The sequence below is a fragment of the Streptomyces sp. NPDC004111 genome, assembly GCF_042874215.1.
Classification (GTDB): Bacteria; Actinomycetota; Actinomycetes; order Streptomycetales; family Streptomycetaceae; genus Streptomyces.
This window is the reverse complement of record NZ_JBIAMU010000013.1, coordinates 278,465-304,190: the sequence shown is the minus strand read 5'-3', so window position 1 is coordinate 304,190 and position 25,726 is coordinate 278,465. Positions and strand designations below refer to the sequence as shown.

At 72.9% G+C, this 25,726-nt stretch carries 25 protein-coding genes and 1 riboswitch; of the genes, 5 read left to right on the top strand and 20 right to left on the bottom strand.

Annotated features, from left to right (window positions below):
• Positions 1-188 precede the first annotated feature (188 nt).
• From fxsA to ACFYVL_RS25905, 4 genes are all read right to left on the bottom strand, one after another.
• Positions 189-806 (bottom strand): FxsA family membrane protein, encoded by a 618-nt coding sequence (gene fxsA / locus ACFYVL_RS25920; RefSeq protein WP_389248721.1) that lies wholly within the window; start codon positions 804-806, stop codon positions 189-191.
• A gap of 136 nt (positions 807-942) precedes the next feature.
• Entirely contained in the window at positions 943-1,710 is a 768-nt protein-coding gene (locus ACFYVL_RS25915) for a polyprenol monophosphomannose synthase (protein ID WP_389248719.1), read from the bottom strand.
• A gap of 509 nt (positions 1,711-2,219) precedes the next feature.
• A complete protein-coding gene (locus tag ACFYVL_RS25910) occupies positions 2,220-3,878 on the bottom strand; it encodes an amidohydrolase (protein ID WP_389248717.1) in 1,659 nt (552 codons plus the stop codon).
• 72 nt (positions 3,879-3,950) lie between these two features.
• On the bottom strand, positions 3,951-4,394 hold the full coding sequence (locus ACFYVL_RS25905; RefSeq protein ID WP_389248715.1) for an Lrp/AsnC family transcriptional regulator: 444 nt from the start codon (positions 4,392-4,394) through the stop codon (positions 3,951-3,953).
• 251 nt (positions 4,395-4,645) lie between these two features.
• Between ACFYVL_RS25905 and ACFYVL_RS25900 the strand changes: the two genes are divergently transcribed.
• On the top strand, positions 4,646-5,083 hold the full coding sequence (locus tag ACFYVL_RS25900; RefSeq protein ID WP_389248713.1) for a hypothetical protein: 438 nt from the start codon (positions 4,646-4,648) through the stop codon (positions 5,081-5,083).
• Positions 5,084-5,109: 26 nt separating this feature from the next.
• Here ACFYVL_RS25900 and ACFYVL_RS25895 read toward each other — a convergent pair whose 3' ends face one another.
• From ACFYVL_RS25895 to ACFYVL_RS25880, 4 genes are all read right to left on the bottom strand, one after another.
• Positions 5,110-6,219 carry a phosphotransferase family protein gene (locus ACFYVL_RS25895; RefSeq protein ID WP_389248711.1) on the bottom strand — a complete coding sequence of 370 codons (1,110 nt, stop codon included), beginning with the start codon at positions 6,217-6,219 and terminating at the stop codon, positions 5,110-5,112.
• A gap of 55 nt (positions 6,220-6,274) precedes the next feature.
• Positions 6,275-7,339, bottom strand: coding sequence for a hypothetical protein (locus tag ACFYVL_RS25890; RefSeq protein ID WP_389248769.1), 1,065 nt, complete (start codon positions 7,337-7,339; stop codon positions 6,275-6,277).
• Between the two features lie 386 nt (positions 7,340-7,725).
• Positions 7,726-8,898, bottom strand: coding sequence for an acyl-CoA dehydrogenase family protein (locus ACFYVL_RS25885; RefSeq protein WP_389248709.1), 1,173 nt, complete (start codon positions 8,896-8,898; stop codon positions 7,726-7,728).
• 201 nt (positions 8,899-9,099) lie between these two features.
• Entirely contained in the window at positions 9,100-9,738 is a 639-nt protein-coding gene (locus ACFYVL_RS25880) for a TetR/AcrR family transcriptional regulator (RefSeq protein WP_389248707.1), read from the bottom strand.
• A gap of 111 nt (positions 9,739-9,849) precedes the next feature.
• Between ACFYVL_RS25880 and ACFYVL_RS25875 the strand changes: the two genes are divergently transcribed.
• The gene (locus ACFYVL_RS25875) at positions 9,850-10,485 is read left to right on the top strand and encodes a DUF6230 family protein (RefSeq protein WP_389248705.1); all 636 of its coding nucleotides are present in this window, start codon (positions 9,850-9,852) and stop codon (positions 10,483-10,485) included.
• Positions 10,486-10,586: 101 nt separating this feature from the next.
• Entirely contained in the window at positions 10,587-11,579 is a 993-nt protein-coding gene (locus ACFYVL_RS25870) for a DUF6114 domain-containing protein (RefSeq protein WP_389248767.1), read from the top strand.
• Positions 11,580-11,584: 5 nt separating this feature from the next.
• Here ACFYVL_RS25870 and ACFYVL_RS25865 read toward each other — a convergent pair whose 3' ends face one another.
• The gene (locus tag ACFYVL_RS25865) at positions 11,585-11,734 is read right to left on the bottom strand and encodes an SCO1431 family membrane protein (protein WP_389248703.1); all 150 of its coding nucleotides are present in this window, start codon (positions 11,732-11,734) and stop codon (positions 11,585-11,587) included.
• A gap of 169 nt (positions 11,735-11,903) precedes the next feature.
• The gene (locus ACFYVL_RS25860) at positions 11,904-13,262 is read right to left on the bottom strand and encodes a peptidase C39 family protein (protein ID WP_389248701.1); all 1,359 of its coding nucleotides are present in this window, start codon (positions 13,260-13,262) and stop codon (positions 11,904-11,906) included.
• A gap of 192 nt (positions 13,263-13,454) precedes the next feature.
• Here ACFYVL_RS25860 and ACFYVL_RS25855 point away from each other — a divergent pair, with 192 nt between their 5' ends.
• On the top strand, positions 13,455-14,039 hold the full coding sequence (locus tag ACFYVL_RS25855) for a uridine kinase (protein ID WP_389248699.1): 585 nt from the start codon (positions 13,455-13,457) through the stop codon (positions 14,037-14,039).
• Positions 14,040-14,465: 426 nt separating this feature from the next.
• On the top strand, positions 14,466-16,379 hold the full coding sequence (locus tag ACFYVL_RS25850; protein WP_389248697.1) for an AAA family ATPase: 1,914 nt from the start codon (positions 14,466-14,468) through the stop codon (positions 16,377-16,379).
• Positions 16,380-16,534: 155 nt separating this feature from the next.
• Here the strand turns inward: ACFYVL_RS25850 and ACFYVL_RS25845 are convergent, their stop codons facing one another.
• The 10 genes from ACFYVL_RS25845 to ribD form a co-directional block, all read right to left on the bottom strand.
• On the bottom strand, positions 16,535-17,638 hold the full coding sequence (locus ACFYVL_RS25845) for a hemolysin family protein (protein ID WP_389248695.1): 1,104 nt from the start codon (positions 17,636-17,638) through the stop codon (positions 16,535-16,537).
• Positions 17,635-19,008 (bottom strand): hemolysin family protein, encoded by a 1,374-nt coding sequence (locus ACFYVL_RS25840; protein ID WP_389248693.1) that lies wholly within the window; start codon positions 19,006-19,008, stop codon positions 17,635-17,637. The genes ACFYVL_RS25845 and ACFYVL_RS25840 overlap by 4 nt, the downstream gene beginning before the upstream one ends.
• A 227-nt stretch (positions 19,009-19,235) precedes the next feature.
• Complete coding sequence (locus tag ACFYVL_RS25835) at positions 19,236-19,694, bottom strand: PH domain-containing protein (protein WP_389248691.1); 459 nt, start codon at positions 19,692-19,694, stop codon at positions 19,236-19,238.
• A gap of 42 nt (positions 19,695-19,736) precedes the next feature.
• Positions 19,737-20,585, bottom strand: coding sequence for an ATP phosphoribosyltransferase (gene hisG, locus ACFYVL_RS25830; protein WP_389248689.1), 849 nt, complete (start codon positions 20,583-20,585; stop codon positions 19,737-19,739).
• 53 nt (positions 20,586-20,638) lie between these two features.
• Positions 20,639-20,911, bottom strand: a complete 273-nt coding sequence (locus ACFYVL_RS25825; RefSeq protein WP_389248687.1) for a phosphoribosyl-ATP diphosphatase — start codon at positions 20,909-20,911, stop codon at positions 20,639-20,641.
• A 35-nt stretch (positions 20,912-20,946) separates the two neighbouring features.
• Positions 20,947-21,432 carry a 6,7-dimethyl-8-ribityllumazine synthase gene (ribH, locus tag ACFYVL_RS25820; RefSeq protein WP_389248685.1) on the bottom strand — a complete coding sequence of 162 codons (486 nt, stop codon included), beginning with the start codon at positions 21,430-21,432 and terminating at the stop codon, positions 20,947-20,949.
• A gap of 54 nt (positions 21,433-21,486) precedes the next feature.
• The gene (locus ACFYVL_RS25815) at positions 21,487-22,875 is read right to left on the bottom strand and encodes a bifunctional 3,4-dihydroxy-2-butanone-4-phosphate synthase/GTP cyclohydrolase II (protein WP_389248683.1); all 1,389 of its coding nucleotides are present in this window, start codon (positions 22,873-22,875) and stop codon (positions 21,487-21,489) included.
• The gene (locus ACFYVL_RS25810) at positions 22,872-23,528 is read right to left on the bottom strand and encodes a nicotinamide riboside transporter PnuC (RefSeq protein ID WP_389248681.1); all 657 of its coding nucleotides are present in this window, start codon (positions 23,526-23,528) and stop codon (positions 22,872-22,874) included. Before ACFYVL_RS25810 ends, ACFYVL_RS25815 begins: the two co-directional genes overlap by 4 nt.
• The gene (locus tag ACFYVL_RS25805; RefSeq protein ID WP_389248679.1) at positions 23,525-24,139 is read right to left on the bottom strand and encodes a riboflavin synthase; all 615 of its coding nucleotides are present in this window, start codon (positions 24,137-24,139) and stop codon (positions 23,525-23,527) included. Before ACFYVL_RS25805 ends, ACFYVL_RS25810 begins: the two co-directional genes overlap by 4 nt.
• A gap of 2 nt (positions 24,140-24,141) precedes the next feature.
• Positions 24,142-25,194: a bifunctional diaminohydroxyphosphoribosylaminopyrimidine deaminase/5-amino-6-(5-phosphoribosylamino)uracil reductase RibD gene (gene ribD, locus ACFYVL_RS25800; RefSeq protein ID WP_389248765.1), complete on the bottom strand. Its 1,053-nt coding sequence runs from the start codon at positions 25,192-25,194 to the stop codon at positions 24,142-24,144.
• 229 nt (positions 25,195-25,423) lie between these two features.
• Positions 25,424-25,554: riboswitch (FMN riboswitch) on the bottom strand.
• Positions 25,555-25,726: the final 172 nt, after the last annotated feature.

Sequence of the window (25,726 nt, the reverse complement as noted above, 5' to 3'; positions counted from 1 at the left end):
CCTTTTCTCTTGGGGGGCCCCCGGGCCCCCCCCCCCCCGCCCCCCCCCCCCCCCCCCCCGGGCCCGCCCCCCGCCCGGCGCCCCCCCCCCCGCGGGGGCCCCCCCCCCCCCGGGGGGCCCCCCCCCCCCGCGGCTTTGTCGCGTCCTGAGCCGCCACCCCCGTCAGGGGACGGCGGCTCAGGGGCCGGTCAGGGGGTCAGCGGTGTCCGCGGGCCGTCGTCGTGGCGCGGCGGGTACGGCTGGGACCGGTCGGGGGTGTCGTCGCGGATAACCTCGCCCGGGACGACCTTGCCGTCGGGGCGGTGGATCCGCGCCTGCTGGAAGACGTCGCCGAAGCTGCCGGGCTGCTGCACGGCGTTCATCCGGCGCTCCAGGGACTTCTCGGTGTACCGGGAGAGCGCCCGCCGCACCGGCGGCAGCAGGACGAGCAGACCGAGCACGTCGGAGATCATGCCGGGGATGATCAGCAGCAGCCCGCCCAGCATCACGAAGCCGTTGCCGGAGCCCTTGCGGCCGCGGTCCTCGGCCGGGTCGAAGGCGCCGCCCGACTGCTGCTGGCGCTGGATGGTCTCGCTCAGGTTCGTGAAGGCACGGCGACCCGCCCTCTTGATCACGGCTCCGCCGAGCACGACTCCGCCGACCAGCAGCAACAGGACGGTGAGTCCTCCGGCCGCGCCGGCCACGAGGGTCAGCAGCCAGATCTCCAGCACCAGCCAGGCGGCGATGCCGAGAGGTACGAACGTACGGGCGCGCGAGCGCTTGCGGGCGGTCGTCGGGGCGGTCGGGGGCGGAGTGCCGGTCGTCATGCCCCCAGTGTGCCTGGCAGGGCGCCTGAACGGCGTAAAGAGGGCGTGAGGAGGGCCGGGGAGAACCCGGGCCCGGGACCTGGCACCGCCCCCGTGAGCAGTCACCCGGGACCTGGCGCCACTCCCCGGTGAGCGGTCAGGAGGGCTTGCGGCCGAGCAGCTTGTTGGCGCGCGAGCCGACGCCCCAGGCGGTGACCCGCCAGAGCGCCTCGACCAGGATGTCGTTGCTCATCTTCGAGTCGCCGCGCTCCCGCTCGACGAAGGTGATCGGGACCTCGACCACGTGGTAGCCGGAGTCGACCGTACGGCGCGCCAGGTCGACCTGGAAGCAGTAGCCGGCGGAGGCGACCTCGTCGATGCCGATGCCTTCGAGGGTCTCGCGGCGGAAGGCGCGGTAGCCGCCGGTGACGTCGCGGATCGGGACGTTGAGCAGCAGCCGGGAGTAGGTGGAGCCGCCGCGCGAGATGAACTCGCGGTACTTGGGCCAGTTCACGATGCGCCCGCCGGGCACCCAGCGCGAGCCGAGCACCAGGTCGGCGCCCTTGAGGGCGGTCAGCAGGCGGGGCAGTTCCTCGGGCTGGTGGGAGCCGTCGGCGTCCATCTCGACCAGGACGCCGTAGCCGTTGTCCATGCCCCAGCGGAAGCCCGCGAGGTAGGCGGCGCCGAGGCCCTCCTTGCCCTTGCGGTGCAGGACGTGCACCTGGTCGTCGGCGGCCGCGAGTTCGTCGGCGAGCTTTCCGGTGCCGTCGGGGCTGTTGTCGTCGGCGACCAGCACGTGCGCCTCGGGAACGGATTCCCGGACCCGGGCGACGATCGGCTTGATGTTCTCGGCCTCGTTGAAGGTCGGGATGATCACCAGAACGCTGCCGAGCGGGCCGTAACGCTTCTGACCGCCGTCGTTCACTACTGCCCCTTTTCATGCCCGTACACAGAGAGACCCACCATAGCGAGCGTGTATGGGCGCGGGGCGCAGGGTCGTTCGTTTGTCCTGTGCAGGTTCGGCAGCGGGGGCTGCGGATGGGGGCCCGGCGTCCTTCGGGCCGACCAGGTGTCCGCCGGCTGCGGACATCCTCGCCGTTGTCTACTGAACGCCGGGGCCCTACCCGGGTCGCACCGTCGGCCGGAAAGAGCCTTCCCTCGCCCCCGAGGCGCGGGCGCTGAACCTGGTTCCCGGGGCGGGGCGCCGGTGCGGCGCTCCGTCCCATGACCCAGCGGCGTTCGACGACTGCGTGGAGGGTTTCCGGCCGGACGTTTCGTGGTGGACCCGGCCGAACCTACCCGCCGGTGGCCGCTCTCTGTCAACACCCGTGCGACCTGCGGCGATTCTTCAAATCAGCAGGTCAGTGCCGAGGAGGCGAAGAACGCTCCGACGGCTCGTGCCGCACCGATCGGCGGTACGCGGGGTGCCCGGCGTCATGCGTTCGGCCGTACGTAAACCGGGTGACCGGCCACCACGGTGCGCAGACAGACCGGCAGGGCGGCGCCCGGCGAGAGGTCGGGGAGGCCGGGCGTGCCGGAGCGCGGGTCGGTGGACCAGCGGGCCACCCGGTCGTCGGGCGCCTGGACCACCAGGTCGCCGGTCGCCCAGATCGCGTAGTCGGCGGGCGCGCCGGGCACCAGGGTGCCCGCGTCGTCGCGGCCGACGGCCCGCCAGCCGCCCCGGGTGTGGGCGGTGAAGGCGGCCCGTACGGACACCCGGTGCTCGGGGGTGCGGTGGTGGGCGGCGGCCCGGACGGTGCCCCACGGGTCGAGCGGGGTGACGGGGCTGTCGGAGCCGAGGGCCAGCGGGATGCCGACCTTGAGCATCGCGGCGTACGGGTTGAGGGTGCGGGCCCGCTCGGCGCCCAGGCGCTGGGCGTACATGCCCTCCGAGCCGCCCCAGGCCGCGTCGAAGGCGGGCTGCACGGAGGCGGTGAGGCCGAGTTCGGCGAAGCCGGCGAGCGCCCCGGGGGTGAGCATCTCGACGTGCTCGACGCGGTGGCGGGCGGCGCGCACGCGCGCGAGGCCGACCTGCTGGGCGGCGGCGCGCACCCCGTCCACCACCGCGGTCAGCGCCGCGTCGCCGATGGCGTGGAAACCGGCCTGGAGCCCCGCCTCGGTGCAGGCGGCGACATGGGCGGCGACGGCGGCGGCGTCCAGGTGGGCGGTGCCGGTGTGCGGGGCGTCCGCGTAGGGCTCGTGCAGGCAGGCGGTGTGCGAGCCGAGCGAGCCGTCCACGAAGAGGTCCCCGGCGGCGCCGATCGCGCCGAGTTCGCGCACCCGCTGGGCGTCCTTCGCGTCCGTGACCGCTTCGGCCCAGTACCCGAAGACGCGCGGGCCGGGTTCGGCGGCGGCCAGGTCGAGGAGGCCGAGCAGGTCGTCCTCGCTGGAGATCTCGGGGCCGGCGCACTCGTGGACGGAGCCGATGCCGAGGGAGGCGGCGTGGGCGAGCGCGGCGCGCTGGGCGGCGGTGCGCTGGGCGGGGGTGACGGCCGCGTGGGCGGCGGCCCGGACGGCGTGGTGGGCGGCGCCGGTCAGCGGGGCCTCGGGGTGGTGGCCGGTCAGGCCGGTGACGCCGGGAACGAGGTCGAGCAGGGCGGTGGAGACGACGGCGGAGTGGACGTCGATCCGGGGCAGGTAGAGCGGGCGCCCGCCGGCGGCGGCGTCGAGTTCGGCGCGCGAGGGGTGGCGCTGCTCGGGCCAGCGCGAGGCGTCCCAGCCGCCGCCGAGGAGCACCTCGCCCGCCGGCCGGGAGGCGGCGTGGGCACGTACCAACTCCAGCGCCTCCGGGAGCGAGCGGGCCGCCGACAGGTCCAGGCCGGTGAGGGCGAGGCCGGTGGACGTCGTGTGCACATGTGCGTCCGTGAACGCCGGGGTGACCAGTGCCCCTTCGAGGTCGAGCACCTCGTCGACGCCGTCCGCGAAGGCGTCGGCCGCCCCTTCGGACCCCACCCAGGCGACGTGTCCGCGTTCGACGACCATCGCGGTGGCGAACGGGTCGGCGGGGCTGTGGACCTCGCCGCCGCGCAGCAGCACGGTGCGGTCGTGGGGGGCGGGGGTGCGGGGGGCGGAGGGGGCGGTGCGCTCGGTCATGGGGACCAGTCTCGCGCAGCCCGCCGGCCGCTCGTGACCAGGGTGCCGTGGAGCGCGCGGGGTGCCGCGGCCCTACTGGACGCGCGGCGGCCGGGCCTCGTACGGGGTGGACAGGACGACGGTCGTACGGGTGGAGACGCCGGCCAGGGTGCGGATCCTGGTGAGCAGGTGCTCCAGTTCCAGGGGGGTGGCGACGCGCACCTTGAGGATGTAGTTCTCGTCACCCGCGACGCTGTGGCACGCCTCGATCTCGTCGACGCCGGCCAGCCGCTCGGCGATGTCGTCGGGGGCGCTGGGATCGAAGGGAGCAACCGAGATGAACGCGGTGAGCGGCAGTCCGACCGCCTCCGGGTCCACGACCGCGACGTAGCCGCGGATCACCCCGCGCTGTTCCAGCCTGCGGACACGCTGGTGCACCGCCGAGGTGGACAGGCCGGTGGCCTTGCCCAGGTCGGTGTAGCTCATCCGCCCGTCCTTGACGAGCAGGTCCACGATCTGACGATCCAACTCCTCCATGGGCCAAGAACCTACAGGGCGTGAGGCCCGAGTGGCACTTGTGCGCCCTGCGTCTTGCCTGGTGGAACGGCGGATGCCGCAAGCGCCCCGGGACGGCTCCGGAGAGGCACCGTCGCGCGTCATGTGACGAAGACCACACACCCCGGGCCGTGTCCTCACCGGAAGCGGGGTTATCGCGCAGGCGCGGAGGGAAGTGCTTGCTGTGGTCGACCGCAGCGCCTTGTCGGCCCACCTTGAGGGGGAGAGTCTCCATGCAGAGCCTGAAGCGCACCGGTCGTTCCGAACCGGAGCCCTCCGATGTCTTTGACATCACTGACGCCGCTTCCTTCGACACCGCCCGGCAGGCCGGCGCGGACTCGGACTCGGACTCGGACGACACCTTCGAGATGTACCGGGTGATCTGCCCGGACTGCGCCCAGCCGATCGCGCTGCTCGCCGGGGAGGACGTACTGCCCGAGCACGCCAAGTGCCCGACCCCCTGGAACCCCTTCGGCCTGACGGCCTGCGCCGGTACGGGGCGTCCCGCGGCCGACGCGCGGCCCGCCGACGAGACGCTGGAGGCCCAGGAGCAGGACACCGCACTGCTCCTGACGCTCCCTCAGGGACTCGACTGGCGGACGCAGCCCTTCTCGCACGTCGGCGGTCCGGGCTCGCGTCCGCTGAAGGTGCCGCGGCAGCGGGCGGCGTAACAGCCGCCGCCCACGGCCCGCTTCGCCTAGCCCCGGCCCGCTTCGCTCCAGTACGTGCCGCGCACCATGGCCTCCAGTGAGGCCCGGTGCATGATGAGCACATCCGGGTCCTCCGGGACCCGGACCTCGCCGAAGTGCACCTGCCGGTAGGCGATGCGCAGCATCACCACCGCGTGCCGCAGGGCCGCGTAGAGGGTGTGGAACTCCATGTCGCGCGGGGTGTGGCCGGTCAGCCGCGCGTAGCGCTCCTCGATGGCGTCGCGGCGCAGGAAGCCGGGCAGTCCGTCCTGCCCGAAGGAGACCGTGAGGTCCTGGAAGAAGCGGTGCAGGTAGACGGTCCAGCCGAGGTCGAGTTCGCGGGGGCCGCAGGCGGCCATCTCCCAGTCGAGCACGGCGGCGGGCTCGAACCCGTCGTAGACGATGTTGCCGATCCGCGCGTCGCCCCAGCACAGTACGGACTCGCCCTCGTCGGCGGGCCAGTGCTCCTCCAGCCAGGCGAACGCCTCCTCGATGAGCGGTGAGCGGGGCAGCCCGTCGACCACCCAGCGGTAGTAGGCCCGTTGGGCCGTCACATGGCGCCGCAGCGCGCTGCCTTCGCCGTCCGGCAGCAGGAACTCGGCCTCCTTCGGCGGGAACTGGTCGTGCAGCCGGGCGAGCACGCCGATGCTGGCGGCCTCCAGCGCGGCGCGTTCGGCGTCCGTCGCGGAGTGCAGCCAGTTGCCCTCGTAGGTGTACGGCATGACGTCGGGCGGCACCCTGCCCTCGGCGCGGGCCATCACGAAGAACGGCGCGCCGAGCGGAGCCGGGTCCTCGTCGAGCCACAGCACGCGCGGGACGGGTACGTCGGTGTGTTCGGCGACGAGGCTCATCACCCGGTGCTGGCGGGCCATGTCGTAGACGGGGAAGACGGTGTACGCCGCCGGGTCGGCCGCCAGCCGCAGCGCGCACGCGGTGACGGGGGCGTCCGGGTGGTCGATGTCGAAGAGCAGGGTCTCGCTCGACATGCCGTTGGAGTCCGGGACGCGGATGCCGGTGGCGCGGGCGCCCGGGAGGTGGGTGCCGAGCCAGCCGGTGAGGCGGCGGCCCAGTTCCCCGGGGTCGCGGGTGGTGGTGCGGGGGCGCGGTGCGGAGACCATGTCCGAACTCCTCCGGGCGAAAAGGGGCGGGTCGGGCCGGGGCACGTGCCGTGGGTCAGGGTGCGGTCGAGTCGTAGCCGGTGAAGCCGCTGGGGTCGTGCCGGCCGAAGGTGCCGTGCTCGAAGATTCCGTAGCCGGTGCGGCCGTCGAAGGTGAAGCGGGCGGCGTGGTCCACGACGCCGTACGCGGCCATCGGGTGGGCGGCGGGGTCGGAGAGGTCGTAGGTGCGGCGGTCGGTCCAGCCGCGGCCCTGCCAGGTGCCGTGCTGCCAGTCGGCGGCGGGCGGGTAGCCGGCGCCGACGGCGAGCGGTGAGGAGGCGAGGATCTCGACGCCCAGTTCGAGGGGTTTGCGGTCCCGGTCGGTGAGGTGGACGGTGGCACGGGTGGGGTGGCGGGTGCCGGAGCGGTAGCTGATGTCGGTCTGCGGCCAGCCGAGCTGGACGTCGTGCCGGTCGTTGCGGACCAGGAGTGCCTCGTTGAGGGTGCGGTGGCCGTCGGCGTCCTCCTGGGCGACGACCATCACGAAGCGGTCGTCGAACCTGGCCGGTATCCAGAGCCAGTGGAATCCCTCGGGCCGCAGCTCCTCGCCGGCCCGCCCGCCCTCCTCGCCGGGGATGGGGCGCACTCCCCAGCTGCGGTCGCGGGTGCCGGTCCACTCCCCCGGGGCCAGCCGGATCTCCTCGCCGCCGATCCGGACGACGCCGGTGCAGCTGCCCGCCTGCACGAACCGGCGGCCTTCGAGCATCAGGCGGTCGCCGCGGTACTGGACGTGGTGGGGCTCCCAGACCGCGGGGAAGTCGGCGCTCCAGACGATCTCGTACGAGAGGGAGTCCGGGTCGGCGGGGTCGGGGTCGCAGACGAGGGTGAAGCGGCGCAGCGGCTCGTCGACGGTGATGCGCAGGGGGCCGACGGAGAGCCGGGTGCGGTCGTCGGGGAGGGCGTCGGAGGCGCGGACGGCGTGCAGGTCGTCGCCGACGCGGAGGGTCGCGTAGGCGTCGATGACCCCGGTGTTGGGGTAGACGCCGAGACCGAGGATGAGCAGGGCGCGGCCGGTGTGGTCGACGAGGTGGAAGATGCAGCGGTCGTAGGCGTTGCGGTCGCCGGTGACGACGTGCTTCATCGACAACGGGGCCTGGTGGACGGGGTATTCGTCCAGGGCGACGGGGCGGTCGGCGGGGGTGGGCACGGGTCCTCCTGGCCTGTCAGGGGCGGAGTGGCGCGGGTGCGGGCGCGCGCGGGTGCTCGGCTGACCGGCTCGGAGGGTGCGGCACCGGCCGGGAGCTTTCTGACGGTACGTCAGGAGGGGGGCGGGGGCCAGGGGTGGGGCGGGGTGAGGTGGGGCGGGGCGGGAGCGGGGCTGGGCGGGGCCGGGTGGGTGCGGCTCCGCCGGGGGCCGCCCCCTTGCCCGCCCGTTCCGCCCCCCGGGGGGCGGCCCCGCCGCCCAAGGGGGCGGGGCGGGTGGGAAAGGACGGCCCCGCCGCCCGAGGGGCGGCGGGGTGGGGTGGGTCAGCGGGTTTCGGGGCCGGCCAGGTGGCGGGCGATGACCATGCGCTGGATCTGGTTGGTGCCCTCGACGATCTGGAGCACCTTCGCCTCCCGCATCAGCCTCTCGACCGGGAAGTCGGCCGTGTAGCCGTACCCGCCGAGCACCTGCACCGCGTCCGTGGTGACCTTCATGGCCGCGTCCGTGCAGAAGAGCTTGGCCATGGCGGCCTGCCGCGAGAACGGGCGGCCCTGGTCCCGGAGCCTGGCCGCCGCCAGGTACAGGGCCCGGCCTGCCTCGATCTGCGTGGCCATGTCCGCCAGCATGAACCGCAGCCCTTGGAAGTCCGCGATCGGCCGGCCGAACTGCTGCCGGTCGGTGGCATAGCCGAGTGCCTCGTCCAGGGCGGCCTGGGCGACTCCGACGGCGCAGGCGGCGATGCCCAGACGGCCCGAGTCCAGCGCGGACAGGGCGATGGCGAAGCCCTGGCCCTCCTCGCCGATGCGGCGCGCGTCGGACACCCGTACGCCGTCGAAGTGCAGCTGGGCGGTGGGCGAGCCCTTCATGCCCATCTTCTTCTCGGGGGCGGCGGCGCTCAGCCCGGCCGAGTCGCCGGGCACCAGGAACGCGGTGATGCCGCGCGGCCCCTCCACACCCGTACGGGCGAGGACCGTGTAGAAGTCGGCGATGCCGCCGTGGGTGATCCACGCCTTGGTGCCGGTGAGCACCCAGTCGTCGCCGTCCCGGACCGCCCGGGTGCGCAGCGAGGCCGCGTCGGAGCCGGAGGCGGGCTCGGAGAGGCAGTACGCGCCGAGGAGGCCGCCGCCGAGCATGTCGGGCAGGTGGGCGCTCTGCTGTTCCTTGGTGCCGTAACCGGCCAGCGCGTGGCAGGCGAGGCTGTGCACGCTGACGCCGAGACCGACGGTGAGCCGGGCCGCCGCCAGCTCTTCGAGCACCTGGAGGTACACCTCGTAGGGCTGGTCGCCGCCGCCGTGTTCCGAGTCGTACGGCAGGCCGAGCAGGCCGGAGTCGGAGAGCAGGGAGAAGACCTCGCGCGGGAAGTGCCCGGCGTCCTCCTCCGCTGCGGCCTGCGGAGCGATCTCCCGCTGGATCATGTCGCGTACGAGCGCGAGCAGGTCGCGGGACTCCTCGGTGGGCAGCTGTCGTTCCACCGGCTGCGGAGCGCGGTCGGGCATGTGCGGCGTCCTCCCTGTCGGGCGCGGCGGCGGTCGCGCGCGCAGGGTGTGGCGGCGCCGCCGGGGGTCTCTCCTGCCAGCCTGAACCACCGTTCCGGGTTACGGAAGCGGAGTGTCCGGGGCTGTGGCGGCTGAGTATGCCGGATCCCGCCCTTTCCGTCACGGGTCGAAAAGCCGCAGGCCGGACAGGGCGGGCCGGTGTTACGCGACCGTGTCGTCCAGCGGTGGAGCAGGGCACTCCGGAACCAGCAGGGCGATGGCCTCCAGAGTGGCGCGCAACAGGGTGACGAGCAGTTCGCAGACCTCCTCCCGGGACAGCACCGGATCGCCGATCCAGTCGAGGGTGATGCCCTCGACCCCGGTCATCCAGCCGAGCAGGGCGAGCCTGGCCTTCGGCGGGACGCCGCTGCGCCCGTAGGCACCCTCGGCGAGGGTGGTGAGCAGCTGTTCGCGGACGGTGTCGCGGATCGTCTGGACCTGGACGTCGAAGCCGACGCCGCCGGTGACGATCGTGCGGTAGGCCGCCTGGTGGTGCTGGGCGTAGCGGAGGTAGCCGTCGACGGTGCGGCGCACCCGCTGGGCGCGCGGGAGTTCGGGGTGGCTGCCGGCCCGGTCGACGAGGTCGGCGACGGACTCCTGGACGATGGCCAGGTAATAGCCGCGCTTGTTGGTGAAGTAGTAGTAGATGAGGCCCTTGGCGACGCCCGCGTGGCGTGCGATGTCGTCCATCGACAGGGCGTCGTAGGAGGTGTCGGCGAACAACTTCCGCCCGGTCGCGATGAGTTCGGCTCTGCGCGCCTGGGATTTGCCGGTCGCGCCGCGCTGTTGACTCTTATTCAAATTAGGCCCTAGTCTCCCACTCCGGAAGGATGGCCGCAGTATTCCACGGGCCGCCCTCCGCTCCTCATGCACTTCCCCCTGCGCAATTTCTGCGACGTACGGGAGGACCCGATGAGCGCAGCGAGAAAGCCGTGGCGACCGGCCCGGCAGCAGTCCCCCGAGGGCAGGACGGCCTGGCGCCGCAGTGCCGTCCTGGCGGTTCCGGCGGTGCTCGCCGTCGGGGCGATGGCGACGATGATGGCCCAGGGCGCGCTCGCCGCGTCGTTCGCCGTCTCGGGCACCAGTTTCCAGGTCTCCTCCGGCAAGCTCTCCAGCACCGGTCTGTCGTCGTACGTGCAGACCGACCGGTCCGTGGACGGCAAGGGCCATCCGGTCGCCCTGCTGGGCATCGGGAACGCCCGGCTCTCCGACATCTGCCAGTCCGCCGAGGTGAGGACACCGGTCGGCACGGTGGTGTTCAAGCTGACGGCGGGCGGCGACGCGGGCGAGGTCACCGCCAGCAACCTGATCATCGACGGCGAGGACCTGACCGGTGACGCGCGCTTCGGCACCGCGCAGATCGGCCGGGACGCCTCCACCCTGGACGCGGTTCCCGGGGTCAAGGGCGAGGCGGGCAAGTTCGGCCTCCAGGCGGGGAACATCGAGGTGACCGGGGTGCGGTCGCACGCCTGGTCGGCCACCGGCGGGAACTTCCGGCTGAAGGGCCTGAAGCTGTCGGTGAGCCTGGACGGCAAGAAGTGCTTCTGAACGGCCGCAGGCCGGGCCGCGGGCGCGACCGGCCCCCCGGGCCGCCCCGCGAGGAACGCCCCCGCAAGGACCGGCCCCGCCGGGAACTTCTCGACGAGCGGCTGCCCTGGCGGGAGCGGCGGCACCGGTTCCGCGTCTGGCGGCGCCGACGTCCCTTCTGGGCGGGGCTGTTGCTGGTCTGTGCGGGAGGCGAGCTGCTGCTCGTACCGCTGTCGCCGCTGACGATCCTGGTCAGCCTGGGGCTGGGCGGGCTCGCGGCCCTGGGTATCGGGCTCGCGCTGGTCGCCGCCGGGCTGTTCCTGTGGTTCCTGCCGCACACCCGGCACTACGTGAGCGTCAACGCGCTGATCCTGTCGGTGCTCTCGTTCGCGGCGACCAATCTGGGCGGATTCCTGGTGGGGACGCTGCTGGGGATCGCGGGCAGCGCGATGGGGTTCGGCTGGACACCGCTGCCCGGGGAGGAGTCGGGGCGGACGGCACGGGCCGGGGAGAGCGGACGGCCGGACGACGAAGCCGGGGCCGGACGTCCGGACGGGAGCGGACGGCCTGACAACGGCGACGAGGGCGGGCGCCGACCGCCTCCGGTGCGGCAGCAGGGCCCGCGGGCCCTCGCCGTGGCGCTGCCGGTGGTCCTGTTCGCCGCTCTGGGCACGCCCGCGCAGAAGGCGGTGGCCGCAGCGGCCGAGCCGGTGGCGCCCCGGGTTCCGCCCACCGTCACCACGACCCTCTTCGCACCCGAGGGGTTCCTGCTGGCCGGGGTGCGTCAGGTGCGCACCGCGGACGGCCCGCTGAAGGTGATGGTGCTGCGGATGAAGGCCGCCTCCCTCACCGACTACCGGCTCAGGACCCGCGACGGCGGCGACGAACTCTCACTGGGCGCCGACACCCTGGACCTGGACGGCAACGTCACCCTGTACCTGACCAAGTTCAGCGGCTGTCTGGAGGGGCTGCTGTGCCTGACCTTCACGCCGGACCGGCTGCCGGTGCCGCCGGTGGTGCCGCCGTTCGTCTTCATGACGGACGTCAGCGCCGAACAGGCCATGGTCACCTCGGACTCGATCGTCACGAACGGACTGACGCTCGGCGCGTCCTGAGCGCCTCACATCAGGCCGGCACCCGTGACGAACATCGCCAGCACGACCACCAGGGTCCAGCCGAGCACGTGCTCCAGGAGCTTGGGCCCGTCCACGTTGTCGGGGCCACCGGTACGGGCGCGGAGACGGTCGGACAGGGCGGCGGAGGCGTTCATCGGGACTCGCAGAGAGGTGGAGGAGACCGGCACGGTGGGTTCCGGTGGTGGATTCGGGGCGGAATCACCCCTTCCACAGTGCCAGCGGGCGGGGCCCCGGTACAGATGACGTTGGTCACCGTCCCGGGGCCCCTCGGCACTCGGAGCCGCCCCGAAGGACACGCCGAGGTCAGCTGAGATCCAGCTTCCTCAGCACGCGCCGCTGCTCCGGGGTGGTGTCGACGGGCCAGAACAGGTAGCAGACCCCGCCCGAACCGCCGCGCACCTTGCCGGTGGCGTCGTAGCGCTTGGTGCGGAGCCAGATGTTCTCGAATTCTCGTCGGCGGTAGACCCGGCGGACGTCCTCGTTCGTGGGGGCCGCGGGATCGTTGGCGATCACGTCGCCCGCGGCCGTGAAGCCGATGACGGTCATCAGATGGCCGGCGGTGCCGTATCCGGCACCGGTCAGCTCCTCCTTGAGGAAGGACTGGGACGTGATGACGGGGATACCCGCCTTCACGAGCATCGTCAGATCGTTCAACGATCCCAACCGGGTGACGACCGCGTTCATGTCCCGGTACGTCGCGGCGTACGCGGCGTTGAAGGGCCAGTTGCCGCAGCCGTCGTACTGGTAGTCGTACGTCATCCGCGCGGCGTGGCAGATCTGCGGGTCCTCGTACGAGGGATCGACCCAGGCGAGCTGCTCGGGGGTGGCCCGGCGCCCCCAGTACTCCAGGATCATCTGGGCGGAGGTCGGGCTGCACCACGCCTCTCCCCCGTTGTCGTACTCCGGGTACTGCCCCTTGTGGATCTCCTGCGAGTGGCGCGGCACCCGCAGTTCGCGCGCCGGGCGCGGGGCGGACGCCGGGACCGTGAACCGGTCGGGGACGTCGGAGGCCATCGCCCCGAGCCGCCACACCTTCGGCGTGCCGCCCGAGCCCGGCAGCCGGTACAGGGTCACCCGCAGCCGGTAGCCGGCCAGCCGGGTGCCGGAGGCCGGGTCGGTGACCGCGAGGGTGTCGGTGGAGACCCCGCTGCGGCCGTCGGCCTGGTCGTCGACGGAGGTCCGCCGGATGTCGCCGTCCCCGGCGGCCCAGCGCCCCATCACGTACCAGGGGGTGTACGTCCCGTCGGCGTACTGGGCGCACAGCTCGACGGCGAGCCAGGTGCCGGGCGGGGTGTCGGCGTTCCAGGAGGCGACGATCTCGGTGGCGGGGACGGCGCCGACGTACGGCTGCGAGGTCCACACCGCGTACTCGTAGGCGGCGGTCCGCCCGGTGTGCGGGTCGCGGTACTCCGTCAGCCCGTCCGGCGTGCCGATCACCAGGCCGGGCCTGCTCCCGCCGACGACGCGGGTGCCGCCGCCGGTGCCGGAGCTCCAGTCGGCGTACGAGTTCCAGAAGCGGTTGTCGATGTCGACGGGTCGGCGCTCCTCTGCTGCGGGCGCGGCGGCGGCCGGCAGCGGCAGCGCGGGCACGGCGGCGGCAGCGGCGAGCGCGGCGGTCAGGACGGTCCTGCGGGAGGTGTGCAGCGGATCGGGTCTGGCCATGGTGGAGAGCCCCAGTCTGGTGAGGTGGACACGGTCCGGCCGGGCGGCGGGCGGCAGACGCTATGGCTACCCCGCGGCTGCGGCCCGCACCCCGGGTCCGCCCCATACTGCGACCGCGCACCCCCGCCGCCGGGGACGGCACGCGGGGCAGGTCCGGCCGGCGCACCGCGCCCACGCTCTAGGGTGGACCGGATGAACAGCATCGCCCCCCTCGCCGCCCGGCTCCGTGCCCTGCCGCCGTCCTGCGGCCCGGTCCGGCTGGTGGCCGTCGACGGCCACGCGGGCTCCGGCAAGAGCACCTTCGCCGCCCGTCTCTCCGAGGCGCTGGGCGCGGCCCCCGTGGTGCACCTGGACGACCTGGCCAGCCACGAGGAGCTGTTCGCCTGGACGGAGCGGCTGCGCACCGGGGTGACGGAGCCGCTGTCGCGCGGTGAGAGCGCGCGCTTCGCGCCGTACGACTGGACGGCGCGCCGCTTCGGCCCCGGGACATACGTCGTCCCGGCCGCGCCGGTCGTCCTCGTGGAGGGGGTGGGCGCCGGGCGGCGCGCGCTGCGGCCCCTCCTCGCGCACCTCCTGTGGATGGATCTGGACGCGGAGCACTCGTGGCGGCGCGGTCGGGAACGGGACGGAACGGGGCAGTCCGCGTTCTGGGACGGCTGGACGCGGGCGGAGACGCGCCATTTCTCGGCGGACCCGTCCCGTCCGTTCGCCGACACCCTGGTGCGGCAGTTGCCGGAGGGATACGAGTGGCGCGAGAGGACCTCAGCGACCGCGTGAGCGCACCACTTCCTCACTTTCCGTAACCACCTGCACCGCCCCTGCGGAACGGGCGGAAAAGCGTCCCCGCCAGTGCCCCAACTCCGCTTGACCCAGGGGGCGTACAGGTCTTACGTTCTCAATGTGCGGCTTTTCGAAGTCGCCCGCAGACACGAAGCCCCCGGTTGTTCCCCCGTGATCGGGGGCTTCGTTCTGCCCTCACAGGCCCCTGAGAGGCGCGCGTAGACCCGGTTCGCTCACCCAGGGTCACCATCCGTGCGGGCCTCGCGGCACCCTTATTCAGCTGCCCCCTGCCCAGGTACGATGCCCTTCGGTGCGGTCAATTCCCGTCCGGGACACAGCGGTTCGGGCAAGTGCCAACGGCATGCGGCCACCGGTACACGCCCGGCAGCACATCACGGGGGGACACGGTCTGTGGGGGACGTGATGGACTTCGGCACGCAGGGCACGCACGCCCCGGCCGACCTCGCCTGGCTGCGCGGCGTGGACGCCTACACGATGGGGGCGTATCCGCAGGCGGAGGAGGAATTCCGGACGGCGGTACGACTGGATCCCGGCATGGCGGACGGCTGGCTCGGCCTGCACGCCCTGCGCATCGACACCACGACGGCGCTGCTGCGCATGTACCGCCACCGGGACCGGTTCGGCGAGCAGCGCGCCCGCCACCGCAGGACGCTGAACTCCTGGTACTGGCTGGGCTGGTGGGTGCAGCCGGTGCTGGAGAGCCCGCGCGACCTGCTGCTGGCGCACGCCTCGCACTGGCTGGACGGGCGCCATGTCCCGGAGCTGGACCGGGCGCTCGCCGGTCTGCCGCCGGTGGACACCGACACCCAGGTGCGCTTCCTGCACGCTTGCCGGGCCTATCTGATCAAGGACTGGGAGCAGCTGGTCCGGCACACCGACCCGCTCGTCGACGATCCGCTGCTGGGCATCGAGTCGGGGCTGTTCGGCGGGATGGCGCGGGTGCGGCTGGAGATGTTCGGCCAGGCCGAGCCGCTGCTGTCCGCCTCGCTGATGCGCTGCCGCAGCGAGCAGCCGCAGCGCAAGGAACTGCGGTACTGGCTGGCGCGGGCGCACGAGGGCACCGGGCGCAGCGCCGCGGCACTCCCCCTGTACCGGGCGGTGCACCGGGTCGACCCGGCGTTCATGGACACCGCGGCGCGGCTCGCGGCCATCTCCGAGGGCGACGGGCTCGACGGGTACGACGACGCGGCGGCGGGCCTCGCCGCGGTGTCGCTGGCCGGCGCCGGGCTCGGGCAGGACGCGGTGGAGTCGCAGGGCGAGCTGGAGGCGCTGGAGGGCGGCGGGGAGCTGCGGACGGGCGGCGAGGGGCAGCTGCCGTTCGGCGGGTCCGTGCCGCCGGGCACGCCGATGGGCGTACGGCGCAAGGCGGGTCCGCCCCCGGCCGGGCTGCCGCCGTTCCCGGCCGGCCCCTCGGACCCCGCGCTGCTCGAACAGGCGCTGGGCGAGCTGGACCGGATGGTCGGCATGGAGCCGGTGAAGCGTCAAGTGCGGGCGCTCTCCGCCCAGTTGAACATGGCGCGGCTGCGCGCCGGACAGGGTCTGCCGGTGCAGCCGCCGAAACGTCACTTTGTCTTCTCCGGTCCCTCGGGGACGGGCAAGACGACGGTGGCCAGGATTCTGGGGCGGGTCTTCTACGCGCTCGGGCTGCTCGGCGGGGACCATCTGGTGGAGGCCCAACGGGCCGATCTGGTGGGCGAGTTCTTGGGACAGACCGCGGTCAAGGCGAACGAGCTGATCGACTCGGCGATGGGCGGCGTGCTCTTCGTCGACGAGGCGTACAGCCTCTCCAACTCCGGCTACAGCAAGGGCGACGCGTACGGCGACGAGGCGCTGCAGGTGCTGCTGAAGCGGGCCGAGGACAACCGGGACCACCTGGTGGTGATCCTGGCCGGGTACCCCGAGGGGATGGACCGGCTGCTGGCCACCAACCCCGGGCTGTCCTCCCGCTTCACCACCCGGGTCGACTTCCCCAGCTACCGCCCGCTGGAACTGACCAGCATCGGGGAGGTGCTGGCCGGGGAGAGCGGCGACGTGTGGGACGAGGAGTCGCTGGAGGAGCTGCGGAGCATCAGCGGGCACGTGGTGGAGCAGGGGTGGATCGACGAGCTGGGCAACGGGCGGTTCCTGCGGACGCTGTACGAGAAGAGCTGCGCGTACCGGGACCTGCGGCTGTCGGGGTACGCGTCCACGCCGACGCGGGACGACCTGGCGACGCTGCGGCTGGCGGATCTGATGCAGGCGTACGGGGAGGTGCTGTCCGGGCGGGGGCCGGTGGGGCGCGGGCCGGGGGTGGAGCCGCCGGGGGGTGGGGTGTGAGGGGTACGGGGGTGTGGTGAGCGGTACGGGGCGGGGCGTCCGGGGCGGGGCGCGTGCGGCTCCGCCGGGGGGCCGCCCCCTTGCCCGCCCGTTCCGCCCCCGGGGGCGGCCCCGCCGCCCAAGGGGACTCGGGCGGGGGCGGCGGGGGTGGTGGGTCAGCCGGCCAGCAGGTCGGCTGGTTGTTCGGGGCGGGGGTGGGTGAGGGGGGTGACGGGGGCCGGGGCGACGCGGTGGGCGGGGTCGCGGACCTCGCCGACCAGCATCTCCAGGACGTCCTCCAGGGCGACCAGGCCGAGGATCCGGCCCGACCCGTCGGCCACCTGCGCCAGGTGGGTCGCCGCCCGGCGCATCACCGACAGCGCGTCGTCCAGCGGCAGTTCGGCCCGCAGGACGGTCATCGGGCGCCACACCTGCTGCGGCACCGCCCGGTCGGACTCGTCCAGGTCGAGGACGTCCTTGACGTGGATGTACCCCATGAAGGCCCCCGCGGGTCCCGGTGCGCACACCGGGAAACGGGAGTAGCCGGTGCGGACCGTGAGGTCCTCGATCCGGCGCGGGGTGACCGAGGGGTCCACCGTGACCAGTGCGGCCCGGCGCAGCAGCACGTCCGTGATCGGGCGGCTGCCCAGCTCCAGGGCGTCCTCCAGGCGCTCCTGCTCGCCCGGTTCCAGGAGCCCGGCCTGTCCGGAGTCCTCGACCAGGCGGTTGAGCTGTTCGCTGGTGAAGACGGACTCGACCTCCTCCTTGGGCTCGACCCTGAAGAGCCTGAGCACCATCCGCGCGCACCATCCCAGCCCCGCCGTGACCGGCCGGCACAGCCGCGCGAAGGCGACCAGGCCGGGGCTGAACCACAGGGCGGTCTTCTCCGGGGCCGCCATCGCCAGGTTCTTCGGCACCATCTCGCCGATGACCAGGTGGAGGGAGACCACGACGGCGAGCGCGATGGCGTAGCCGAGCGGATGGACCAGGGCGTCGGGCACGTGGGCGGCGTGGAACACCGGCTCCAGGAGGTGCGCGACGGTCGGCTCGGCGACCGCGCCCAGCGTCAACGAGCAGACGGTGATGCCGAACTGGGCCGCCGCCATCATCTGCGGCAGGTGCTCCAGCCCGTACATGACCCGCTTGGCGCGTGCCGAGCCGCCGGCCGCGAGCGGTTCGATCTGGCTGCGGCGCACCGAGACCAGGGCGAACTCGGCGCCGACGAAGAAGCCGTTGGCGAGGACCAGCAGGAGGGCGAAGAGGAGTTGCAGGGCGCTCATCGGACCGCCTCCGTGAGCCGGGAAGCAGTCGCCCCGGGCCGGGGCACCGTGGTGAGGGGCGAGGTGCGGATGAGCCGCACGCGTTCGGCGCGGTAGCGGTCCACTTGGCGCACGGACAGCTTCCAGCCGGGCAGTTCGGCCCGGTCGCCGGGGGCCGGGATCCGGCCGAGCAGGTCGGCCACCAGGCCGGCGACCGTCTCGTACGGGCCGTCGGGCACGTCGAGACCTATCCGGCGCAGGGTGAGGACCCGGCAGCTGCCGTCGGCCTCCCAGCTGGGGCTGCCGTCCTCGGCGGGCGCGACGGGCAGCAGTTCCGGCCGGTCGGCGCCCTCGGCGTCGTGCTCGTCGCGGACCTCGCCGACGAGTTCCTCGACGATGTCCTCCAGGGTGACGACCCCGGCAGTGCCGCCGTACTCGTCGACGACGACGGCGATGGGCTGCTCGCTGCGCAGCCGCTCCAGGAGCGGCTGGACGGGCAGCGTCTCGGGCACCAGCAGCGGCGGTACCGCGATCCGGCCGACCGGCACCCTGATGCGGTCGTGCGCCGGGACGGCGAGGGCGTCCTTGAGGTGGACCATGCCGACGATCTCGTCGATCCGCTCCCGGTAGACGGGGAAGCGCGAAAGCCCGGTTGCCCGGGTGAGGTTGAGGACGTCGGCCGCGGTCGCGGAGGACTGGAGCGAGCTGACCTTCACGCGCGGCGTCATGACGTGCTGCGCGGTGAGGTGGCCCAGGGAGAGGGTCCGTACGAAGAGGTCCGCGGTGTCCTGTTCCAGGGCGCCGGCCTGGGCCGAGTGACGGGCCAGGGAGACCAGTTCGCCGGGGGTGCGGGCGGAAGCCAGCTCGTCGGTGGGCTCGACGCCGAGCATCCGCACCAGACGGTTGGCGACCGTGTTCAGCAGGGAGATCACCGGCCGGAACACCGTCGAGAAGCGGTGCTGCGGGCCGGCCACGAAACGGGCCACGTGCAGCGGCCTGGAGACCGCCCAGTTCTTCGGTACGAGTTCGCCGATCACCATCTGCACGGCCGAGGCCAGCAGCATGCCGATGACGACGCTGATGCCGGAGACGGCGCCCGCCGGTATTCCGGTGGCGGTCAGCGGCCCGTGCAGGAGGGCCGCGAGCGCGGGCTCGGCGAGCATGCCGACGACGAGCGAGGTGAGGGTGATGCCGAGCTGGGTGCCGGAGAGCTGGAACGACAGCTCGCGCAGGGACTGCACGACCCGGCCGGCTCGTTTGTCGCCGGTCGCGGCGGCGCGTTCGGCGTCGGGCCGGTCGACCGTGACGAGACCGAACTCGGCCGCCACGAAGAAGCCGTTGGCGAGGATCAGGAGGAATGCCGCTGCGAGCAGCAGAAGCGGGATGGTCATGCCGCCGCCTCAGGATGACAGGGGGCGGCGCAGGTACTGCCGGACGATCCGTCCATTGCTGGAGGGAGTCACTCCTTGGGTCGAAGGTACGACCCCGCCGGCTGCGGGATGCCGTTCGCGCGGGGCGGGACGCGCTCGGCGTCCCATCCATCAGAGTAAACAAGACTGCCCCGTGAGGGGCAGGGGCTCAGCCGGTGAGTATCGTCGCCGGCCCGCCGGGGGCGCGGTCAGTCGCGGTGCGTGCCGCGTGCCTCGACGAGGGCGCGCAGGGCCCTGGCGTCGCGGATGGCCTGCTCCTTGGCGATGCCGGGCTGGATGCCGAGGGCGGGCAGGCTGGTGCCGTCGCTGAGGTCGAGGAAGACCCAGGCGTCGCCGGGGCGCAGGTTGACCTTGAGGATCTCGGCCCACTCCAGCCGCCGCTTGCTGGTCAGGTTGACCACGGTGACGCCCTGCTCGTCGGCGACCACCTTGGGGCGGCTGAGCAGGACCAGGACGGCGAACAGGAGGGCGCCGGTGAGGATGAAGCTGAGCCGCTCACCCGGGCTGAGCATGTCGAGCAGGAGGCCGACCGCCGAGACGGTCGCGAACATCAGCGCGCCTATGGTCAGCAGGACGACCCTGGTGCGGTTGGGCCGGAAGGTGACCGGCAGGGCGGGAAGTTCGGGCTGCGGCACGGCGGACGGCATCCTTCTGCGTACGTACGGGAGGAACAAAAGGCGCGGCGGCCGTCAGAGGCGGCAGGCGTGGATCGCCGTGGTCAGGATGGCGCGGGCGCCCAGCGCGTACAGGTCGTCCATGATGCGCTGAGCCTCCTTGGCGGCGACCATGGAGCGGACGGCGACCCAGCCCTCGTGGTGCAGCGGTGAGACGGTCGGGGACTCCAGGCCGGGGGTGAGGGCGACGGCCTGCTCCAGGTGCTCGACCCGGCAGTCGTAGTCCATCATCACGTACGACCTGGCGACCAGGACGCCCTGGAGGCGGCGCAGGAACTGCTGGACCTTGGGGTCCTCGGCCTCGGCGCCGGTGCGGCGGATGACGACGGCCTCGGAGGTCATGATCGGCTCGCCGAAGACCTCCAGGCCCGCGTTGCGCAGCGAGGTGCCGGTCTCCACGACGTCCGCGATGACCTGGGCGACGCCCAGTTCGATGGCGGTCTCGACGGCGCCGTCCAGGTGGACGACGGAGGCGTCGATGCCGCGCTCGGCGAGGAACTTCGCGACGATGCCCTCGTAGGAGGTGGCGATCGTCTTGCCCGCCAGGTCCTCCACGGAGGTGGCGGTGCCCGGCTTGGCGGCGAAGCGGAAGGTGGAGCGGGCGAAGCCGAGCGGGAGGATCGGCTCGGCGCCCGCGCCGGAGTCGATCAGCAGGTCCTCGCCGGTGATGCCGATGTCGAGACGCCCGGCCGAGACGTAGATCGCGATGTCCTTGGGGCGGAGGTAGAAGAACTCGACCTCGTTCTGCGGGTCCACGAGCACGAGCTCCTTGGACTCCTTGCGCTGCTGGTAGCCGGCCTCATGGAGCATCGCCGACGCAGGTCCGGAGAGGGAGCCCTTGTTCGGGATGGCGATGCGCAGCATGAGGTCAGCTTCCTTTGTCGCGGGGAGAACAGCGGAGGAGGAGAAGGGGTTGCTCAGAGGTGGGCGTAGACGTCGTCGAGCGAGATCCCGCGGGCGACCATCATCACCTGGACGTGGTACAGCAGCTGCGAGATCTCCTCGGCGGCGGCTTCCTTGCCCTCGTACTCGGCGGCCATCCAGACTTCGGCGGCCTCCTCGACGACCTTCTTGCCGATGGCATGGACGCCCTTGTCCACCAGCTCGGCGGTGCGGGAGGTGGTGGGGTCGCCGTTGGCGGCCTTGAGCTGGAGCTCGGAGAAGAGCTCTTCGAAAGTCTTGTTGGCCATGATGGTCCTTAGAGTACGGGGTCGGCCTCCGGCACTCAGCGCCAGGGTTCGGCGACCGTGCGCAGCGTGGTCGCGGTGGCCACGGCGGCGGTGACCGCCTCGTGCCCCTTGTCCTCGGCGGAGCCGACCAGACCGGCCCGGTCGAGCGCCTGCTCCTCGGTGTCGCAGGTCAGTACGCCGAAGCCGACGGGCACCCCGGTGTCGACGGAGACCTGGGTGAGGCCCTGGGTGACGCCCTGGCACACGTACTCGAAGTGGGGGGTGCCGCCGCGGATGACGACGCCCAGGGCGACGATCGCGTCGTAGCCGCGGCCCGCGAGGACCTTGGCGACGACGGGCAGCTCGAAGGAGCCGGGGACTCTGAGCAGGGTCGGCTCGTCGATGCCCAGCTCGTGCAGGGCGCGCAGGGCGCCGTCGACCAGGCCGTCCATGATCTTCTCGTGCCACTGTGCGGCGATCACCGCCACCCGCAGGTCGTTGCAGTTCTTGACGCTCAGTTCGGGTGCACCCTTGCCGCTCACGCTTGCTCTCTCTCCTGTGTGTGGGTGTGGTGTTACTGGTTGCCGCGGGTGGGGCTACTGGTTGCCGCAGGTGGGGGCGGCGGCGCCGTCCAGCCAGGGCAGGTCGTGGCCCATCCGGTCCCGCTTGGTGCGCAGGTACCGCAGATTGTGCTCGCCGGCGGTGACGGGCATCGCCACCCGCCCGACGACGGTGAGGCCGTGCCGCACCAGCGCGGTGATCTTGTCCGGGTTGTTCGTCATCAGGCGCAGGCTGCGCACGCCGAGGTCGGCGAGGATGCGGGCGCCCGCCGCGTAGTCCCGGGCGTCGGCGGGCAGGCCGAGTTCGAGGTTGGCGTCGAGGGTGTCGACGCCGCGCTCCTGGAGTTCGTAGGCGCGCAGCTTGGACAGCAGGCCGATGCCCCGGCCCTCGTGGCCGCGCAGGTAGACGACGATGCCGCGGCCGGCCTCGGTGACGCTGCGCATGGAGGCTTCCAGCTGGGGGCCGCAGTCGCAGCGCAGCGAGTGGAAGATGTCGCCGGTGAGGCACTCGGAGTGGACCCGGACCAGGACGTCCTCGCCGTCGCCGATGTCGCCGTGGACGAGGGCTACGTGCTCGACGCCGTCGGCGGTGGCGCGGTAGCCGTAGGCGGTGAACTCGCCGAAGGAGGTGGGCAGGTGGACCTCGGCCTCGCGGACGACTATCGGGTCGGGTGCCTCGGTGGCGGGTTCGGGCTGCGTCTCGGTGGCCCGGCGGTGGGCGATCAGGTCCTCGATGGAGATGATCGTCAGGCCGTGCTTGCGGGCGAAGGGGACCAGCTCGGGCAGCCGCAGCATCACGCCGTCGGCGTCGGCGATCTCCACGATGGCCCCGGCCGGGCGCAGTCCGGCCAGCCGGGCGAGGTCGACGGCGGCCTCGGTGTGGCCGTTGCGGACCAGGACGCCGCCGTCGCGGGCGCGCAGCGGGAAGATGTGGCCGGGGCGGACGAAGTCGCCGGGGGTGCTGTCGCCGGAGGCCAGCAGCCGCAGGGTGGCGGCCCGGTCGGCGGCGGAGATCCCGGTGCTCACGCCGTGCGCGGCGCTCGCGTCGACCGAGACGGTGAAGGCGGTGCGCATCGACTCGGTGTTGTGCTCGACCATCTGGGGCAGCGCGAGCCGCTCCAGTTCCGCCGCCTCCATGGGGGCGCAGATCAGGCCGCGGCACTCGCTCATCATGAACGCGACGATCTCGGGGGTGATCTTCTCGGCGGCGACGACGAGGTCGCCCTCGTTCTCCCGGTTCTCGTCGTCGACGACCACGACGGGCCGGCCGGCCGCGATGTCGTCGACGGCCTGCTGGACCGGGTCGAGGGCCAGGTCCTCCCGGTGGTCCTGCGGGACGTCGGGCACCAGTGCCTCCGGGGCGTCGTACGGGGCGTGGGACGGCGTGGCGGCCGGGCCGACGGGGCGGGGCGGGGCGGTGGTCATGCCGGTGCTCCTTCCAGAGCGGGGGCCGTGGTGGCGGCGCGGGAGCGCAGCCACCAGTCGCGCATGCCCCACAGGACGAGGGCGAGGTAGATGACGTACACGAAACCGGAGAAGGCGAGTCCGCTGGTGAAGGCGAGCGGGACGCCGACCAGGTCGACCAGCAGCCAGGCGAACCAGAACTCGACCAGGCCGCGGGCCTGCGCCACCATCGCGGCGAGGGTGCCGACGAAGATGTACGCGTCGGCCCACGGGCTCCAGGACAGCGACGGGTAGAGGGTGAAGAGCCCGCCGACGGCGAGGGTGCCGAGGGCCGCGCCGCCCAGGAGCAGGGCGCGCTCGCGCCAGGTGGCGAAGCGGACGGCGATCGTCCCGTCCTGCGCCTGCTGCTTGCCGCGCTGCCACTGCCGCCAGCCCCACAGGGCGACGCCGATGACCAGCAGCTGCTTGCCGACACCGCCGCTGAGGTGCACGGAGGCGTACGCGGCGACCAGGATGACGCCGGAGAGGAACTGGGCGGGCCAGGTCCACATCGAGCGCCGCCAGCCGAGGGCCAGCGCCAGCAGGCCGATGCTGTTGCCGACCATGTCGGACCACAGGATGTGCTGGCCGAAGGCCGTGAAGGCTTCGGAGTTGAGCCAGGCGAGGGAGCTCACTTCACGGTCTCCTTGGTGTCGTCACGTGGTCCCAGCAGCCGCTCGACGTACTTGGCCAGTACGTCGACCTCCAGGTTGACCGGGTCGCCGGCCTGCTTGATGCCGAGCGTGGTCAGCGCGAGCGTGGTGGGGATGAGGCTGATGGTGAAGTGGTCGTCGGCGGCGTCGACCACGGTGAGGCTGACGCCGTCGACCGTGATGGAGCCCTTCTCGACGACGTACCGGGACAGTCCGTCCGGGAGGGCGACCTTGACGATCTCCCAGTGCTCGGAGGGCGTGCGCTCCACGATGGTGCCGGTGCCGTCCACGTGGCCCTGGACGAGGTGGCCGCCGAGGCGTCCGCCGAGCGCCATGGGGCGCTCCAGGTTGACCCGGGAGCCGGCGGCGAGGGCGCCGAGGCTGGAGCGGTTCAGGGTCTCGGCCATCACGTCGGCGGTGAACTCGCCGTCGGAGGTGTCGACGACGGTCAGGCAGACGCCGTTGACGGCGATCGAGTCGCCGTGCTTGGCGCCCTCGGTGACCAGGGGGCCGCGCAGGCGGAAGCGGGAGGAGTCGCCGAGCTTCTCGACGGCGGTGACCTCACCCAGTTCTTCGACGATTCCGGTGAACACGCTCAGCGCTCCTTGGGGGCAGTGGGGACGGCGGTGATGCGGAGGTCGGGGCCGATGCGGACCGTTTCGGTCACATCCAGGCGCAACGCGTCCGCGATCGTGGTGATTCCTGCGTCGGCGAGGGCGGCGGGGCCCGCGCCGAGGAGTACGGGGGCCAGGTAGCCGACGACCTTGTCGACGGCTCCGGCGGCGACGAACGCACCCGCGAGGGTGGGTCCGCCTTCCAGGAGCACGGAGCGCACTCCGCGCTCGTACAGCTCGCTGAGCAGGGCTTTCACATCGAGCCCTGAAGCCGCGCGGGGCAGCCGCAGCACGTCGGGGAGGTCGCACTCGGCGTCCTCTGCGACGGCGATCAGGGTGGGCGCCGCGTCGTCCAGGACCCGGGCGCCCGGCTCGGCCGTGGCGTTGGTGTCGAGGACGACGCGCAGCGGCTGCACCGCGCCGTCGATGCCGCGCACGGCCAGGTGCGGGTCGTCGGCGCGCAGGGTGCCGGAGCCGACCACGACCGCGTCGGCCTCGGCGCGCAGCCGGTGCACATCGGCGCGGGAGGCGGCGGAGGAGATCCAGCGGCTGGTGCCGTCGGCGGCGGCGATCCTGCCGTCGAGGGTGGCCGCGTACTTCCACAGGACGTACGGGCGGTGCAGCCGTACGGAGGTGAGCCAGGCGGTGTTCCCGGCGGCGGCCTCGGCTTCGAGGAGGCCCTGCTCGACCTGGACGCCGGCCGCGCGCAGGGTGTCGGCGCCGCCCGTGGCCCGCGGGTTCGGGTCGGCGACGGCGTAGACGACGCGGGCGATCCCGGCGTCGACGAGGGCCTGGGCGCAGGGGCCGGTGCGGCCGGTGTGGTTGCAGGGCTCCAGGGTGACGTAGGCGGTGCCGCCCCGGGCCTGCTCCCCCGCGTCGCGCAGGGCGTGCACCTCGGCGTGCGGGCCGCCGGCGCGCTGGTGGAATCCCTCGCCGACGACGGTCCCGGTGGGGCCGGTCACGACGCAGCCGACGACCGGGTTGGGGCTGGTGGCGCCGAGTCCGCGCGCGGCCAGCTCGACGGCACGGCGCATGGCCCACGCGTCGGGTGCGTCGTGGGGCGCGGTTTCGGCTGCGGCGGTTGCCACCGGGTCCTCCTGCCTCTTCGGGCACGGACTCCGGGGCCTGTCGATGACGACAGATGAAGCGGACACGCATCACGGGGTACGACAACGGCCACGCCGTGCCGGAAAAGAGAGGTCTCCCGTGCATCCGGGAAAACCCCGCCCGACGGCGGCGTACCGATCGACCTGTGACGGCCCGCCGCGCACTGCCTCCCATCCGGACTTTCACCGTCGGTCCAGGAATTTCACCTGGTCAACCGGTCACTGGAGGTGACCGGGTCGCGGACTATAACCGCCGGTTCGGAATTACACCGACCCCGGAGTGCGCTGCTGCTGGTACAGGATCAGTGTGCCACGCCCGGTCGCGGGCGTTACCCGCAAGTCCTTGTGGGCTGACTCACAGGACTTGGTCCAGACCTATTGACCGAGCTGGTCTAGTCCTCTTAACGTCTGCGTCACCTCCCAGGAGACGGCCCGACGGTGTGCGCACACCCCGGGCTTG